The sequence below is a fragment of the Candidatus Parakkermansia intestinigallinarum genome (genome assembly GCF_944389695.1).
Taxonomy (GTDB): domain Bacteria; phylum Verrucomicrobiota; class Verrucomicrobiia; order Verrucomicrobiales; family Akkermansiaceae; genus Akkermansia; species Akkermansia intestinigallinarum.
The window spans coordinates 1-14741 of the sequence record NZ_CALXNG010000011.1 but is presented as its reverse complement, the minus strand read 5'-3'; the positions used below and the strand labels follow the sequence as shown (position 1 = coordinate 14741).

Below are 14741 nucleotides of genomic sequence, written 5' to 3'. Positions count from 1 at the left end.
CCCCGTTTAGGCGAGCTGCGAGAGCACGCCGCGGAGGATATCAAGGCCCTCGGCAAGCACCTCTTCGGGGATGTTGAGGGCGGGGATGATGCGAAGCGTGTCGGTGCCGGCGGGGCAGCAGAGCAGCCCGGCCGCCATGCAGAGGCTGTTGACGTAGGCCGAGGGCGTGCTGCCCTCGGGCACGGAGAAGCTGCCGCGGCGAAGAGCCACACCGCGCAGCAGGCCGAGTCCGCGCACGCATTCGACGACGGGCAGCTGCCAGCCTTCGACGGTGCTCTTGATGATCTCGCCCATGCGCTTGGCGCGCTCACCGTAGTGCCCCTTCACCAGCTCGCTGACGACGGCGTAGGACGTGGCGCAGGCCAGCGGCGTGCCGCCGAAGGTCGAGCCGTGAGAGCCGGGCCCCATGATGGAGGCGAGCTCGGTGCCCTCGTCGTTGATGGCGCGGTTGCTGACCCAGAAGCAGCCCATGGGGAAGCCTCCGGCGATTCCCTTGGCGCAGGAGACGAGGTCGGGCTTGAGCTCGGGACAGACGCCCATCCAGCCCATCGGCGTGCCGCAGCGGTAGAAGCCGCACTGCACTTCGTCGATCATGAGCAGCAGGTCGTGCTCCTTGCAGAGCTCGGCCACGGCGCGGAGGAACTCGGGTTTGACGGGGTTGACGCCGCCTTCGCCCTGAATGGCCTCGAGCATGATGCCGCAGGTCTCTTTGCGGATGGCGGCGCGCAGGCCGTCGAGGTCGTTGAAGTCGACGTAGGTGAAGCCGATGAGCATCGGGTCGAACTCGATCTGAATCTTCTCCTGCCCGGTGGCGGCCATCGAGCCGAGGGTGCGGCCGTGGAAGCCCTTGCGGAAGGTGATGACTTCGTAGCGCGGGGAGCCGTCGGCGGCGGGACGGCGGTGGCCGAAGCGGCGGGCGACCTTGATGATGCCGTCGTTGGCTTCGGCGCCGGAGTTGCAGAAGAAGACGCGGCCGGGGATGCCGATGACGTCTTCGACGATGAGCTTGGCGAGTTTCTCCTGCTCGCCGATGGTGTAGAGGTTCGAGCAGTGCATCAGGCGGTGAGCCTGATCACAGAGGGCATTGACGACGATGGGATTGCAGTGCCCCAAGCAGCAGGTGGCTATGCCTGCACAGAAATCCACGTAACGTCGGCCGTCGGTATCAAACAGGTAAGAGCCCTCACCTTTCGCCATTGTCATGGGCGCGCGACCGTATGTCGGGAGTACGTATTGTGAATTCATAGCGGCTTTGACTCTACCGCTACTGCCTGTTCTTGTCAACGTTTTTCGCAGTTTTGGCGGCGAAAAGCAGCAAGTCGGCCAAGCTCTTCCTCGCGTCGATGCGGCAGGGCCTCGCCCTGCGCCGTCGGCAGTCCTAGAGAAACGACGTTTCGGGCGCCGCAGCGACGCTGCGCCCGGGCGCGGCAAGGGGGCTTCGCGCCTCGGCCGGAGTTACTTCCGGCGGCGTCAGGCGCAGCAGGCGACTCAGGCGCAGCAGGCAGCGGCAGGAGTAGCAGGGGCTCTTCGGGCAGCGGGGCCGGGGTTCAGAGCCGGAGGCTCAGGTGTAGCGGAAGCTCAGATGCGGCGGAGGCTCAGGCGCAGCGGAGGCTATTCGGGCGGTACAGCGGAGGCTCAGGCGCGGCGGCGGCGCAGGAATTTGCGGGCGAAGGCATCGAGTTCGGGCACGCGGAAGAGGAAAGCGGCCAGGGCGTAGATGACGCATCCGGCCATGCCGGCGAGCGCCATGGCGCCGACGCGGTGCATGAAGCTCCACGAGGTGAAGCCGTCGAGGAAGATGTCGCGAATCTGCCAACAGGCCAGGGCGAGGACGGTGCCCGCCAGCAGGATGCGCAGCAGCCCCGGCAGCAGCACGCCGCAGGCCATGTTGCCCATCAGGTGCCTCAGGTAGAAGAAGTAGAAGAAGAAGTTGAGCGTCGTGACGGCGGAGGTGGTCAGCGCCAGCCAAGGCGCATCAAAGTGCAGCACGTAGACGAAGAGGTAGTTGAGGCCGACGGAGAGGCAGAAGGCGACGATGGCGAGCCCGGCGGGAGCCCACGGCTTCTCGAGGGCGAGGAAGATGGGCTGCAGCACCTTCATGCCCGCGTAGCTGAGCAGGCCGAGCGAGTAGCAGGCCAGCACGTTGCCCGTGAGCACGGAGGCTTCGGCATCGAAGCGCCCGTGCTGGTAGAAGGTGCTCACGATGGACTCGCCCCAGACGCCGAGAAAGACGGTCGAGGGAACGGCAAAGAAGGCGACGAAGCGCATGGCACGGGCAAGGTGCTGCGGTATCTCGGTGTTGGCGCCGGAGGTGAGCGTCATGCGCGAGACGGACGGCAACACGACCATGCCCACGGCCACGCCGAAGAGAGCGACGGGCAGCTGCCAGAGGTGGAAAGCGGCACTGATGGCGGTGACGGAGCCGCCGGCCAAATCCATGGCGAAGGCGGTGTTGATGAAGATGTTGGACTGCGTGATACCGGCGGCGATGACGCCGGGAATGATGAGATACCAGACCTTGCGGACGACGGGGTCGGTGAAGCTGATGCGCCAGCCGCGCAGGGTGAGCGCGAGATTCCAGCGCGGGCGGAAGCCCTTTTGCCGCATCTTGGGCAGCTGCACAAGCACCTGCATGAGGCCGCCGATGACGACGGCAACGGCAAAGCCGTACAGAGCATCGGGGCCGAAGTTCGGGTCGATGAGCCAGCCGAGCGCGGTGCCGAGGCTGATGATGGTGAGGTTGAAGGCGGCGCTGGCGAGGTTCGGCAGACCGAAGATGCCGAAGACGTTGAGAGAACCCATGCACAGAGCACTCACGGAGGCAAACAGGATGAAGGGCCACATGATGCGGCAGAGATCCGTGGCCAGATCCATGAAGCCGCGGGGCTCCAACTTGAGGGTTGTCAGCCCCTCGGGTATGCTGCCGGCGGGCAGCGTCGCGGGCGAGCCCTCGGTGCCGGTGTAGAGGTAGAGTCGGCTGCCGGGGCGGAGCGAGCGCAGGGCGCCTTCTTTCAGGCAGCTTTCGTCGCTCAGGCCGATGAGAGGCGCCGCGCAGCGGAAGCTCGCCGTGGCCCTTCCGTCCGCGTCGCGCGTGACGCCCAGATACTCGGCGATGCAGCCGTGCTCGGGGGCGGCAGCGGCATCGGTGACGGCGCAGTGAACGAGCACCCGCTCGGGGTAGATCTGCTGCATGCAGAATCCGGCGACGAGGACGCCCGCGCTCACGAGGATGATCATCAGTGAGATGAGCTGCGTGAAGACCTTGTTGGCGAGCTCCCAGGCGGCTTTCGGGCCTTCCACCTTCTCCACCTTGCTCATGGCGCTGGTGAAGCTCTGCGAAAGCGCACCTTCGGCAAACATGTCGCGCAGCATGTTCGGCAGGCGGAAGGCCGCCAAGAAGGCGTCCATCACGCCGGTGGCTCCGAAGAGGCACTGGTAGGTGATTTCTCGGATGAGTCCGGTGAAGCGGCAGCAGAATATGGCAGCGGTCGCAATCAGGCTCTTCTTTTGCAGAGATGACATGGCGGGCTCTCGGTTCTCAGACTCTCGACTTTTGACTCTAGGCTCTAAGCTCTCGGCTCTAGGCTCTCAGGCTCTAGGCTCTCAGGCTCTAGGCTCTCAGGCTCTCAGGCTCTCAGGCTCTCAGGCTCTCAGGCTTTCGCTATCGGCGGGCGCATCCGCCCCGGGCGGCACGGGCCGATGGGGCGGCGTGTTGCAGCCGGGGCATCCGGCCGCACGGCGGCATCGCGCATCAGCGGCGTTTCTCGGGAAGCCCCTCCTTGATTTTCTTGACGGCCTGCTTCGCGTAGTAGCTCTCGCCGCGCAGCAGACAGGTGCGGGCGTACTCGCGAACGACGGTGCGATAGAGATCCTTGTCTGCGGCGTCGAGCTTTTCGCGGTCCTCTTCCGAAAGAGCCTCAATGTCAACCATGAGCTTCTTGAGCAGGCGGGCCGCCTGCGTATCGCAGGGACGCGTGTCCGCCTTGCGGTTGATCAGAGCGAGCTCGAGGCGCGCGCGGTAGGCCTTGCCGTCGGTCACGTCGGGGTGAGCCGCCGTGATGATGTCGGTCGTCGCAGAGACCCACTTGATGGCGTTGGGGTAATCCTCTTCGGTGCGGTAGTAGGCGGCGAGCTCGTTGGCGATGGAGGCTTTGAAGTCTGCGTTTTTACGCGCGAGGCTCTCGTCCTTCTCCATCATGTCCCAGCAACGCGTCAGCAGCTCGATCTTGTCCGCCCCCTGTGAGTTGGCCGCGAGGTACGAGAGGCAGCGCAGCACCTCTTCCTGATCGGTCTCATGCTCGACGAGGTAACGGCAGTCGGCCATGGCATCGGGCACTGCGCCGCGCGCCTCATCGGAGCGCGAGCGGGTGCGGCAAATCTGAAGTTTCAGTTCGGGCGTCATCTCGCCGTACCCGTCGGCGAAGGCTTCAGCCAGCGAGAGGGCCTGCGAGCAGCCTTCGTACTCGCCGAGGCGGTAGCGCAGCTCGCCGAGCATCATGTAGCAGCGGGGCAAGCGGTGCTCGCGATCGGGGTACTCGAGCATGGAGTCGCGGCAGCGCAGCAGCTTGGCCTCTATCTCGCGCAGGCTCGGCGCGGCGAGGTTCGGGTTGTCGCGCAGGGCGTTGGACACCTCTTCGATCATCAGGCTCGAAGTTGCCGGGCAGAGCGGCCACTTGCCCTTCTCTAAGATGTTGCGGACAATCTGAAGCACGGGCTCTTTGACGGTGCTCGCCTCCGCTCGCATCATCTGCAAGGCCGCAGCCTCCGCCGCCAGCTCGGGGGTTGAGATGCGGGCCATGACTCCGGGCTGGTCGAGCCGCGCGATCACCTTGACGGCCGCATCCGGGTTCTTCATAAGCAGGTAGGTCTCGGCACTGCGGCGCACGGAGCGCAGCAACATCGGTGTGCGCGCCGGATCATCGGTGATCTGATCGAGCAGGCGGCTGTCGAGGCGCAGCTGCAAGTCGTAATCCTGCCGCTCGCGGGCAGCGACGGCCAAGCGCTCCAGACCTTCGGTGGGCGCGAGGCTTTCGACTTCGGGCAGCAGTGCCTTGGCTTCCGTCCAGAGGCCGTTATCCACCAAGCGCGTCAGCAGGAACCAGAGGAAACGGCGGCGCGTATCATCGCTCTTGATCCAAGCGAGGCGGCTCTTGCGGTTGTTCACCAGATCCAGCAGCTTCGACTTGTCGCCCGAAAGCTCAGCGAGCAGGAGTTCCAAATTCTCGTTGGCCTCCTTGTTGTCGTAGACAAGATGAGTCTGCCCCTTGAAGTGATTGACGATATCATCACCCTTGATGTAAACCACCCCGAGAATCAGAGCGGTTATGGTCAGTCCGATGGCGGCCAGCGGTATTCTGTGGCCGGTATTCTTGCGGCGCGGTCGGTAGCGGCGTATCATGGTGAGCAGGGGGGAGAGGGAGAAATCCCGGTTGGTATGGGGTTAGGTTGCGAAAGTGTGTCAGGAGGCGAAAGGGGGTCAGGAGGCTGATGCCGTCTCATCGGGAGCCGCTTCGGCCTCATCGGTTGACGGGACGATGCCGAGCTTGCGTTCACAGATATTGAGCTGTTGCACGGCCTCGGTCTGCGCCTCCATCGTAATGCCCTCAATCTCGGTCATGGCCTGCCAAGCGGCGCGGCCCTTGGTCCAATCGCCGAGCTTCATGGCGATGTAGCCCATGCCGCGCAACAGGTCTTCCATGCGCGCGGGCGAAGGCTGTTCAAGAGTTCTCATCCGGCTCAGGCAGTTCTCATAGGCGGCCAGCGCCTCGGCGCCGTGCCCCAGCGACTCCTCACAGCAGGCCAGCAAGAACAGGATATCGGCCTTCACCTCGGCGGAGCCGACGGAGACGCGATCGCGCAGCTCGAAACTGCGGCGCAGCAAATCCGCCGCTTCGGCGAAGTTGCCCTGCGCCATCCGGCAGCGCCCCAGCCCCTCGAGCGGCTGAATGGTCTCTTCGGCCGACTGAGCCAGCTTGAGGCATTGGGCGAAATCCTGCGCGGCCTCATCGTAGCGACCATCGAGATAGGAGGCCCACCCGCGCTGATCCCCGAGGCTGATCCAGAAGCTGTCGCTGAGCGGCAGTCGGCCTTCGGCGGCTCCGTGCGCCCGGTTCAGCAAAGCGGTCGCGCGAGCGTAGCGGCCGGCATTCGCCTCGATTTGCGCCAGCGAGCGCAGCGCCCTGAGGCGATAGGGCAAATCGGCGGGGTCTGCCCCCAAGTCCGGCAGCGCCTTCTCCAACAGCTCCGTCGCCTCATCAGCCCGCCCCCATTCAACGAGAGCCTCGCCGTAGCTGACGGCAAGCGTCGGGCTCATGCGCCGCGCATCGGGAGTCGAGCCGCTGAGCACCGATCGGAAACACTGCAAAGCACTGTCCTCATCGCCGCTGCGCCGCAGGAGCACCCCTCGAAAAACCAGCAAATCCGCCAGCAAAGGCTGCCCGGCTTCACCCAGTTCGGCAGCTTCGGCCTGCAACTCATCCAGACCGGCCATCATCGTCTCGGGCGGGCAAGTCACCGCCCCGAGCAAATCGAGGCGGCGGTAACAGCCTAGGAGCTCTTCGCGCGCCATGCCCAGCTTGCGATAGCGCGAGCAGGCCATGCGTTCGCAGTCCAGAGCCCGCTGCAACGCGCCCCCCTGCCGCAGCAGCTCGGCGGCCATCTGAGCGCGCCGCGCCCAGAGGACCTCCTCCGGCGCCGTATGCAGCGTCTTGCCGAGCAGAGGCTGCGCCTCCTTCAGGAAACCGCGCTGCAACAAAGCATAAGCCACCTGCCAGCAAGCCTCCTGCAACACCGCCGGTTCGCGTATCCACGCGAGATTCGACGTCGCCTCTGCGGCGTAGTTCAGCAGCGTGCGGTCGTCCATGGCCTCGACGCGCATGATGGCCAGCAGATTCCGAACGGCCAAGTCGTTGAGCTGAGCCGAAACGCGCCCGGACCGGAGCGCTTCCTCATAGCCCGCGGCATGTCCGCCGACATGACCGACGGCCTCACCGTGGCGGCAGCCGAGTTCATAAATCAGCCAACCGGTTGCAGCACAGCCCAGCAGCAGCAGCGCATACCCCGCTCGGCACAGAGCCGGGCGCAGCACGAGGCGCTCTTGCGGGGGCACCATAAGATCGGCAGCCTCCGAATCATCCGGGTTCGGAGGAATCACTTGTCGGGAATCAGGCAAAACGGCAGAGAGGAAAGGCGCTCGGAAGCACCGTCAACAATCAGGCGGAAACGCGGTCGAGGCGGAAGGCGGCGTGCACCACGCGGGCAGCCTTCTCAATATCAACGGTATCGACCGTCGTCGAGATGCGAATCTCAGACGTTGCGATCATGCCCGTGCAGATGCCGGCATCGGCCAGAGACTGGAAGACCGTTGCCGCCACGCCCGAATTCGAGCGCATGCCCACACCCACGACCGAGAGCTTGGCGAGCCCGGACTCCGTCTCGAGGCGAGCCTTGTCGCCGAGCTGAGGCAGAACCTTCTGCAGAGCGGCCTGCGCGGCGCCAAGGTCATTCATATTCATCGTAAACGACTGGCGGGCGACGCCGTCGTGAGCGACGTTGGCCACGATCATGTCAATGTTGATTTCAGCCTTGGCCAGAGCCGAAAGAATAATGGCCGTGTAAGCCACGGGAGCCGTAATGCCCGACACGGTGACGCGGGCCTGATTGCGTTCGATGGAAACGCCGCGCACTGCGAGCGACTCCATGGCGGGATTTTCTTCTTGCACGATGGTACCGGAGTTGTTGTTCATGGAATTGCGGACTTCAAAAACGACGCCAAACTTTTTGGCGAATTCAACGGAGCGAGCCTGCATGACCTTCGAACCGCTCGAGGCCATTTCAAGCATCTCTTCGTAGCAGAGGACGGGAATCTTGCGGGCCTCCTTCACCACGCGCGGATCGCAGGTGTAGACGCCGTCGACATCCGTATAAATCTGGCAGAGATCAGCCTTCACCGCCGCCGCCATCGCAATGGCCGACAGATCCGACCCGCCGCGACCGAGCGTGTGAATGCGGCCGCCGTCGTGCGAAACGCCCTGAAAGCCGGCGCAGACCACGATATTACCCTCGTCGAGCGCGCGCAGCACGCCGGAGGGCTCTATATTCATGATGCGCCCGCGCGTGTGGCTGCCGTAGGTTGAAATACCGGCCTGAGCACCGGTGAAGCTCATGGCCTTGTAGCCCATATCGTCAATCGCCATGCAGAGCAGAGCGACGGACTGCTGCTCGCCCGTAGCCAGCAGCACGTCGAGCTCGGCATCGGACGGGTGCTCCGTCATCTCGTGGGCCAGCCCGATAAGCTTGTCCGTCACACCGCTCATGGCTGAAATCACGGCCACCACGCGGTTGCCGTTCTGCTGCGTCTCAATGAGGCGGCGCGCCACATTGCGAATGCGGTCGATAGAGCCCACGGAGGAGCCACCGTATTTCTGTACAATCAATGCCATAATCTGTCAGTCGGTCAATCAGTCGTTAAAAGTCTCGATGCGGAAGACGACGGGGTGGCGGTCGATATTGTCGATCTCGCCGATCTCGCGCAGGGCATACTTGAGGCGCACCCACTTGCAGGCATGCACCATGAACACGAGATTGCACCAGGGATTGCCGTTGCGATCGCAACCGCAGAACGTCGAGCTGGTGCCCGAAATACCCACATCGTATTTCGCAAAGATGGAAGCCGCCGCCGCGATCACACCGGGGCGATCCTGCACGTGGAAGCGCACATAGTAGGGCGTCACCGTCTCGCCGAGCGGCAGCAGCGACAGCTCCTTGGTGTAGGGGCGGAAACCCGTGTGGAAATCCGGGTGGCGCCTCTCGCGCATGGCCAGCACCACATCGCCGATCACCGCACTGGCCGTCGGATTCTTGCCGGCACCCCTGCCGTAAAAGATCGTCTCACCGACGATATCCCCCTTCACCGCAATGGCATTGAACACCCCGTCGACCTTCGAAAGCAGGTGAGTAAGCGGCACGAAACTCGGCTGCACGCGCAGCTCCAGCTGATCCGTCTCCGCATGGTGCTTGATGACCACCAGCAACTTGATGGTGTAGCCCAGGCGCTCGGCAAAGCTCAAATCCACACTCTCGACGCGCTCGATGCCGTAGACGGAAATCTTGTCGGGCGTCACCGGCGTACCATAGGCGAGCATGGCGAGAATCAGCGCCTTGTGGGCAGCATCCCAGCCATTGATATCAAAGCTCGGATCCGCTTCCGCAAAACCGAGCTGCTGGGCATGCTCCAGCGCCTCGTGAAGAGGCATCCCCTTCTCGAGCATCGAGGTGAGGATGTAGTTGCTCGTGCCGTTGATAATGCCGATAATGCTCTGCACGTTGTTGCAGATAAGCGAATTCTGAAGGCTCTGAACGATGGGGATGCCGCCGCCGCACGAAGCCTCAAAGTAGAGAGGCACCCCCTTCTCCGCCGACAGGCGGAAGAGCTCACTGCCGTACTCGGCCAACACGGCTTTGTTGCCCGTCACGACGGGCTTGCCGGCCTCAATCGCAGCGCGGATGAGCTTGTAGGCCTCATTCGTGCCGCCGATGAGCTCGATAATAATGTCGATGAGCGGATCTGCGACCAAATCGCGCCAGTCATCCGTGAGCAGCGAGGCGTCTATCTGCACCTCGCGCGGGCGCTTCAGGTCGCGGACGGCCACGCGGCGCACCTCGAAGGAAATCTGAGCACGCGCCTCAAGCAGGTCATGGTTGCGGCAAAGCGTCTCATAGACACCTGTCCCTACCGTGCCGAGGCCGGCGAGGCCGAGCTGAAGAGTCTTAACTGTCATGCGCGCGGGAATTGTACAGCTGCGAAGCTGAAATGACAAGTCTATAATCTGCCCTGATGCAGCGACCTCGACGCGCTCCGCCCCGGAGCCGCCCTCATCAGAGGACGAACATTGACCCGGCCCAAACGGCGCGGTCGCGCCGTGCGTTCACACAATCAGCTGACGTTCAACTTTATGCAAATCTCCTCCGGACATTTACCCACCCTCGGGCTCGCCTGCGGCTGCAAAAAATCGCGTTCATCTCAAAAAAAGTCTTGCCAAGTGCGCGCGAGAGAGTATAATGGCCGCACCTTCACAGCGCAACTCGAGCGAATCAAGGAAGCGCGGTGAGGGTGACACAGCAAAGCGGATGTAGCTCAGTGGTAGAGCGCAACCTTGCCAAGGTTGATGTCGTGGGTTCGAGTCCCATCATCCGCTCTCCTTCAGCCCTCACGGGATGAAGAAGCGCGAAACATCGCGGATGTAGCTCAGTGGTAGAGCGCAACCTTGCCAAGGTTGATGTCGTGGGTTCGAGTCCCATCATCCGCTCTCCTTCGCCCTCACGGGTGAAGATCCGGGGAAACTCCGCGGATGTAGCTCAGTGGTAGAGCGCAACCTTGCCAAGGTTGATGTCGTGGGTTCGAGTCCCATCATCCGCTCGCATGAAAGCCCGCCTCACTGAGGCGGGCTTTTTTGATGGGTTGAGCGCAGGCGGGGTCAAAGGGTCAAGCGCAAAGTGTGGGGTCAAGCGCAAAGAGGGGTCAGGGTCAAGCGCCGAGTTGCGCAGAAGGCGCATGTTGAGTCTCCGATTAGCCGAAGAACCAGCAACCGCGCGGCCGCTCCTTCACTCCGCAGGCCGGGTGTTCACTCGCCGGGTCGATAGTCGATGCGCACGGGCACTTGGTCGATTTCGATTCCCGTGGAGGTGAGGATGTCCATGATTCTGATGAAAAGCCCCATGGATGAGCCCTCCGCCGCCGAGACCTGAAGCTTGATGTCGGGATGGGCGCGGCGCAGCTCTGCAAGGGCGACGGGCAGTTCTTCAGGGCTGATGAGTTTGCCGCCCAGAGCGATGCGCCCAAGCTCGTCGATTTCCAGCAGCAGCGAGTCCGCATCGCCGCGCACGCCGCTGAGGTGCTGCGTCTGCGGCAGGGTGAGCGGCAGGACTTGGTTCTGCCGCTTGAACTCGGTGTGCACGATGAAGAAGATGAGCAGAATCGTCAGGATGTCGAGCATCGGGACGATGGGCACGGAGTTCCACGACGTTTTGCGCGTGTAGATGTTCATGACTCTCAGAGGCGGTTGCGGTAGGCGAGCAGCTCGGTGAAGAATTCGGCGATGCGAGCCGAGCGGCGCTCAAGCGAACGCTCGAAGCAGGTCAGGGCAATCACGCCGGGCACGGCGATGGCCAGGCCGAAGATGGTGGTGTAGAGAGCTTTGGAGATGCCCTGAGAGATCCCTTGCTGTGCCGCGTCGGTGCCGAAGACGCTGAAGATGTCCACCAAGCCCCAAGCTGTGCCGAGAATGCCGAGCATGGGGGCGATGGTGGTGATGACGCTGATGAGCGACATGCCGGCGCGCTGCCCGTCGATGAGCAGGCGGAGGCGCGCTTCGATGATTTTCTCGATGTCGGGTTCGTAGCGATGCTCAACGCAGTAGATGACCTCGCGCGCCAGAGGGGACTTAGAGCAGAGGGCCGATTCGAGCAGCACTTGCGCCGAGTTCTGCATCTTGGCGACGTCGAGCTTCTGCCGGAGGCGCCGATACGCGCGCCGCTCGCCCGTGAACAATAGGTGATACAGAATGGCGGCCAGCATGATGACGGAGCAGGCCAGCAGCGGATAACCGAAGGGATGGCAGGCTTCGAGGAATTGTTGTATGGTTTCAGTCATGGGATGTGCGATGGTGTGGGGTTCTGAAAGCGATCGGTGGGGTAAGTCTCAAGGATGGGGAATTAGTCGAAGTGAAAGATGATGACGATTTCGAGCAGATTGTCGCCGAGTTCTCGCTTGACGGCTTCGGGCATGGGCGGCAGCGATGCCTCGCGGATGGATCTGAAGGTGAAGGACTGCTGAAGCACGCTGGCCCCGCGGCGCCCGAGCAGCTGCAGGTTGTTGATGAGTCCGCGCGAGTCAATGCACACGCTCACGGCCAAGCTCCCGAGCAGGATGTCGCCGCGGTGCTCATCGCAGTGGAAGTACCAAGAGCGGGCGATGCGTCGGTAGACCTGCGCTTCGTAGGCGCCGCGCGGCGTGGCCGCGACGTTGAGCGAGGGGTTTCTGCCGCAGATGAAGGTGCCGCTGCTCCGGCTGCGCCTCTCCGCCGTGCGGAAGCCGGGCTGGGACGACGCCGGCAGGCTCGGATCGTAGACGGGCCGACTGCGCAGAGCCGGAGTCGGCAAGGTCGGGTCGAGCATGGAGAGGGACTCGTCGGGCAAGCCGGCGCGGACGGCGAGATCATCGGGCTTTTGACTCGCCACGATGCTCACCGTTTCGGGCAGGACGGGCTTGCCTTCGGGAGATTCTTCTTCGGTCAGAGGCTCGGGACGCGTCAAGGGCGAGGTGACGTTCGATACGAACTCTTCTCCCTGCTTGGCGCTGCCCGAAGCATCGGGCTTGCCAGCGGAAGGTGTCTGCGGTTCCGGGGGCTGAGGGCGCTCGCTGTCAGTTTCTCGGACGAGCTCTTCGACGACCGCTTGCTGTCCGTCCGACGGCGGAAGGGACGACGGCGCCGCCGGGTCGACGGCAAGTTGAGCCTGCGACGGAGACGAGTCGGGCTGCTGCACGGAATCGGGCGTTTCGCTCGGCTGCCCGGCGAGGGCTTCGCTGAACAGGTCGCCATCCTGCCGCTCGCGCGAGAGGGTGTTGAGCTCCTCTTGCTCACGCCCCTCCATCGAGGGCGCCAGAGCATCGCTGTCGGGGGGGCGCTCGCCGGCGGCCGTGGCGCTGCGCGCCCCGACGTGATCTGCCTCAAGGGGGGTCTGTTCCGCTTGGTCGGGATCGGTCTTGGCAAAGGGACGTCTCTGCTGCTGCGGTGTTTCTTGAGGCTTCGACTCGCGCCTTACTTGGACATGAACTTGGCGCACCGGGGTGCGCGCTGCCGTTTGCCGGCCCTGATGGCCGGAAATATTCTGCAGCAGAAGGAGGACGAGCAAGAGGTGCAGCAACAGTGAAAGCAGGACGCAGAAAAGCAGCGGCCACGGGCGCATCCCATTCTGTTCCCTCGTGCTCACGGGCGCATTGTAACAAGCCCTACACGCCAGCGCAAGAAAACTCTGTGTCACCGCGTCGCGTCAAAGCACGACAGACGCAAAAAGCCCCCTTCCGCCCATGCGGAAGGGGGCCGGGCATACTCTAGCGGCACAGCTTTTCGCCCTCAGCCCAATGTGGCAAACTGCAGGTGCATCCAGTCCACATCGCGCTCGCGGCCGAGCGAGACGGCGCCCTGCTCCTCCCAGATGCGCCACCAGGCGTCGTACTCCGCTCCGCTGAAACGGGCCTTGGGCTTCTTCATCGCGTAGCTGTTGTGCTCGGCGTCGAAGTCGAGCGCGATGCCCCAAGCGTGCATCGACAGCGAGCTGCCCGTGCTCGTGCTGCGGTAGTTGTAGCTGCCGCTGTACACATCGAGCCCGAGGCGGCTGATGGCCTCTTGCCCGTAGTGCTCCAACACCGCTCGCAAAGCCGCTTCAACCCGCCCAGCAATCAGACGGTGCACGCGGATGGTCTTCACCGCCTTGCCCTCGTAGTAGAGGGTGTAGGGCGGTACGATGTTCACCAGCTCATCCTCGCAGCCCGCGCGCCCGAAGATGCTCGTGCCGGCGCGCACCTGCGCCTGCGTCGGCAGCGTCGTTGCCTCGGACAGCGACACCTCGAGCGCCGCCGCCAGCGCCGCCAGCGTCTTGTCGCCGATGATGCCGTCGGGCGTCGTGCCCACCTTCTTCTGTATCGCTTTTACCAGTTCTTTATTCATCTCTGTCGTCCGTACTCTCAATCATCAACTCACGGGCTCGCTTGGCCAGCGCGCAGTTCTCGCACTGCTGCGCCATCTTGCGGTTGGCATCATCCAGTCGCGCTTCAAGCTTCTCGTTTTTCTTGACCTCGCGCCACAGAAAGATGCCCATGATGGCCGCGACTGAAGCGCCGCTCTGCACGGCCTCCAGAAACTGGGCCAACCCGAACTCCGCCGTCGCCATCCCGCAGAAGGGCACCAGCGTCGCCAGGCAGAGCGTCCCGTTGATCAGATTGTTCGTCATTTCTCCTCTCCGTCAAGCTCGCGAATGACGGGCGCCACCACCTCGCCGCTGTACGTCCATGACCCGTCGGCACCCTGCGACGCCGTGGCCGTGCACGAGCCCTGCGCCATCACCAGCACCGCCGCAACGGCGCCGACAATGGCCGCCGCGATATACTGAGCCCAAGACTCCTTGATGCCCCACCCCGTCAGCAGGCTCGTGAGCCAGCCGACGGCCTTTTCTTTCTTCTCTTCGTCCGTGTTCATTGTTGTGATCGGTTTCAAGATTCCGCCGCTTCCGCCGCCTCTGCCGTCAACTCAGAGGCTGGTTCAGCTGCCTCCGTCTCCGGCGGCAGCGGGTCGTAAGTCAGCCCTTTCATCGCCGCGGCCTCGGCGGCCGTCGTTGCCTGCGGGCAACCGAAATTGAGCCCTTGAGGCGTGTGAAAAGCCTGCCCCGCGTTGGCGGCATAGCGCCGCCCGTTTTCATCCGTCCACTCGCCTTTTTCGTCCGTCGTGAAAAAGTAATGGAGCAGCTTCGTTTCCGTCGTTTCTTGCGTTGTTTCGCTCATGTTTATACCTCCGTATAAGTCCATCCCTTGGCCGTCAGCGTAGCCTTCTGCGCCTCCGTCAGTTTGCCCGCCGGCAGCTGGAGCAGAGCCGAGACTCCCGCGCTCGAGCTCCAATCCGTGACTGTATCCACGATGTGCTGCACGGATTCGGCCGTCAAGGCTGTGTTGTAATCGTAAAACTTGA

Annotated in this window: 14 protein-coding genes and 3 tRNA genes; 3 read left to right on the top strand and 14 right to left on the bottom strand. The window is 63.4% G+C overall.

What is annotated here, in order from left to right:
* Positions 1 to 6: 6 nt before the first annotated feature.
* The 6 genes from AC6UAL_RS04600 to AC6UAL_RS04575 form a co-directional block, all read right to left on the bottom strand.
* A complete protein-coding gene (locus tag AC6UAL_RS04600) occupies positions 7 to 1245 on the bottom strand; it encodes an acetylornithine transaminase (protein WP_500682190.1) in 1239 nt (412 codons plus the stop codon).
* A 390-nt stretch (positions 1246 to 1635) separates the two neighbouring features.
* A complete protein-coding gene (gene murJ / locus AC6UAL_RS04595) occupies positions 1636 to 3522 on the bottom strand; it encodes a murein biosynthesis integral membrane protein MurJ (RefSeq protein ID WP_500682189.1) in 1887 nt (628 codons plus the stop codon).
* Positions 3523 to 3751: 229 nt separating this feature from the next.
* Complete coding sequence (locus tag AC6UAL_RS04590) at positions 3752 to 5398, bottom strand: hypothetical protein (RefSeq protein ID WP_500682188.1); 1647 nt, start codon at positions 5396 to 5398, stop codon at positions 3752 to 3754.
* A gap of 78 nt (positions 5399 to 5476) precedes the next feature.
* On the bottom strand, positions 5477 to 7171 hold the full coding sequence (locus AC6UAL_RS04585) for a tetratricopeptide repeat protein (protein WP_500682187.1): 1695 nt from the start codon (positions 7169 to 7171) through the stop codon (positions 5477 to 5479).
* Between the two features lie 40 nt (positions 7172 to 7211).
* On the bottom strand, positions 7212 to 8441 hold the full coding sequence (locus tag AC6UAL_RS04580; protein WP_500682186.1) for an aspartate kinase: 1230 nt from the start codon (positions 8439 to 8441) through the stop codon (positions 7212 to 7214).
* Positions 8442 to 8459: 18 nt separating this feature from the next.
* Positions 8460 to 9779 (bottom strand): homoserine dehydrogenase, encoded by a 1320-nt coding sequence (locus AC6UAL_RS04575; protein ID WP_500682185.1) that lies wholly within the window; start codon positions 9777 to 9779, stop codon positions 8460 to 8462.
* A 345-nt stretch (positions 9780 to 10124) separates the two neighbouring features.
* Between AC6UAL_RS04575 and AC6UAL_RS04570 the strand changes: the two genes are divergently transcribed.
* The 3 genes from AC6UAL_RS04570 (at position 10125) to AC6UAL_RS04560 (ending at position 10417) form a co-directional block, all read left to right on the top strand.
* Positions 10125 to 10196: transfer RNA gene (locus AC6UAL_RS04570), tRNA-Gly, on the top strand.
* A 39-nt stretch (positions 10197 to 10235) separates the two neighbouring features.
* A tRNA-Gly gene (locus AC6UAL_RS04565) sits at positions 10236 to 10307 on the top strand.
* A 38-nt stretch (positions 10308 to 10345) separates the two neighbouring features.
* Positions 10346 to 10417: transfer RNA gene (locus AC6UAL_RS04560), tRNA-Gly, on the top strand.
* A gap of 205 nt (positions 10418 to 10622) precedes the next feature.
* Here the strand turns inward: AC6UAL_RS04560 and AC6UAL_RS04555 are convergent.
* The 8 genes from AC6UAL_RS04555 to AC6UAL_RS04520 all read right to left on the bottom strand — a co-directional run.
* On the bottom strand, positions 10623 to 11045 hold the full coding sequence (locus AC6UAL_RS04555; protein WP_500682184.1) for an ExbD/TolR family protein: 423 nt from the start codon (positions 11043 to 11045) through the stop codon (positions 10623 to 10625).
* 5 nt (positions 11046 to 11050) lie between these two features.
* A complete protein-coding gene (locus AC6UAL_RS04550; protein WP_500682183.1) occupies positions 11051 to 11650 on the bottom strand; it encodes a MotA/TolQ/ExbB proton channel family protein in 600 nt (199 codons plus the stop codon).
* Positions 11651 to 11712: 62 nt separating this feature from the next.
* Positions 11713 to 12990 (bottom strand): hypothetical protein, encoded by a 1278-nt coding sequence (locus AC6UAL_RS04545; protein ID WP_500682182.1) that lies wholly within the window; start codon positions 12988 to 12990, stop codon positions 11713 to 11715.
* A gap of 143 nt (positions 12991 to 13133) precedes the next feature.
* A complete protein-coding gene (locus tag AC6UAL_RS04540) occupies positions 13134 to 13727 on the bottom strand; it encodes a M15 family metallopeptidase domain-containing protein (protein ID WP_500682181.1) in 594 nt (197 codons plus the stop codon).
* Positions 13720 to 14010: a hypothetical protein gene (locus tag AC6UAL_RS04535; protein ID WP_500682180.1), complete on the bottom strand. Its 291-nt coding sequence runs from the start codon at positions 14008 to 14010 to the stop codon at positions 13720 to 13722. Before AC6UAL_RS04535 ends, AC6UAL_RS04540 begins: the two co-directional genes overlap by 8 nt.
* Positions 14007 to 14255, bottom strand: a complete 249-nt coding sequence (locus AC6UAL_RS04530) for a hypothetical protein (RefSeq protein ID WP_500682179.1) — start codon at positions 14253 to 14255, stop codon at positions 14007 to 14009. Before AC6UAL_RS04530 ends, AC6UAL_RS04535 begins: the two co-directional genes overlap by 4 nt.
* Before the next feature lie 14 nt (positions 14256 to 14269).
* Positions 14270 to 14557: a hypothetical protein gene (locus tag AC6UAL_RS04525; RefSeq protein ID WP_500682178.1), complete on the bottom strand. Its 288-nt coding sequence runs from the start codon at positions 14555 to 14557 to the stop codon at positions 14270 to 14272.
* A 2-nt stretch (positions 14558 to 14559) separates the two neighbouring features.
* On the bottom strand, positions 14560 to 14741 hold a 182-nt coding region (locus AC6UAL_RS04520; RefSeq protein ID WP_500682177.1), incomplete at its 5' end, for a hypothetical protein.

Coding starts and splice junctions, on each gene's coding strand:
- AC6UAL_RS04525 (WP_500682178.1), bottom strand. CDS start 14,557: ATGAGCGAAACAACGCAAGAAACGACGGAAACGAAGCTGCTCCATTAC.
- AC6UAL_RS04535 (WP_500682180.1), bottom strand. CDS start 14,010: ATGACGAACAATCTGATCAACGGGACGCTCTGCCTGGCGACGCTGGTG.
- AC6UAL_RS04590 (WP_500682188.1), bottom strand. CDS start 5,398: ATGATACGCCGCTACCGACCGCGCCGCAAGAATACCGGCCACAGAATA.
- AC6UAL_RS04550 (WP_500682183.1), bottom strand. CDS start 11,650: ATGACTGAAACCATACAACAATTCCTCGAAGCCTGCCATCCCTTCGGT.
- AC6UAL_RS04600 (WP_500682190.1), bottom strand. CDS start 1,245: ATGAATTCACAATACGTACTCCCGACATACGGTCGCGCGCCCATGACA.
- AC6UAL_RS04575 (WP_500682185.1), bottom strand. CDS start 9,779: ATGACAGTTAAGACTCTTCAGCTCGGCCTCGCCGGCCTCGGCACGGTA.
- AC6UAL_RS04555 (WP_500682184.1), bottom strand. CDS start 11,045: ATGAACATCTACACGCGCAAAACGTCGTGGAACTCCGTGCCCATCGTC.
- AC6UAL_RS04580 (WP_500682186.1), bottom strand. CDS start 8,441: ATGGCATTGATTGTACAGAAATACGGTGGCTCCTCCGTGGGCTCTATC.
- AC6UAL_RS04540 (WP_500682181.1), bottom strand. CDS start 13,727: ATGAATAAAGAACTGGTAAAAGCGATACAGAAGAAGGTGGGCACGACG.
- murJ (WP_500682189.1), bottom strand. CDS start 3,522: ATGTCATCTCTGCAAAAGAAGAGCCTGATTGCGACCGCTGCCATATTC.
- AC6UAL_RS04530 (WP_500682179.1), bottom strand. CDS start 14,255: ATGAACACGGACGAAGAGAAGAAAGAAAAGGCCGTCGGCTGGCTCACG.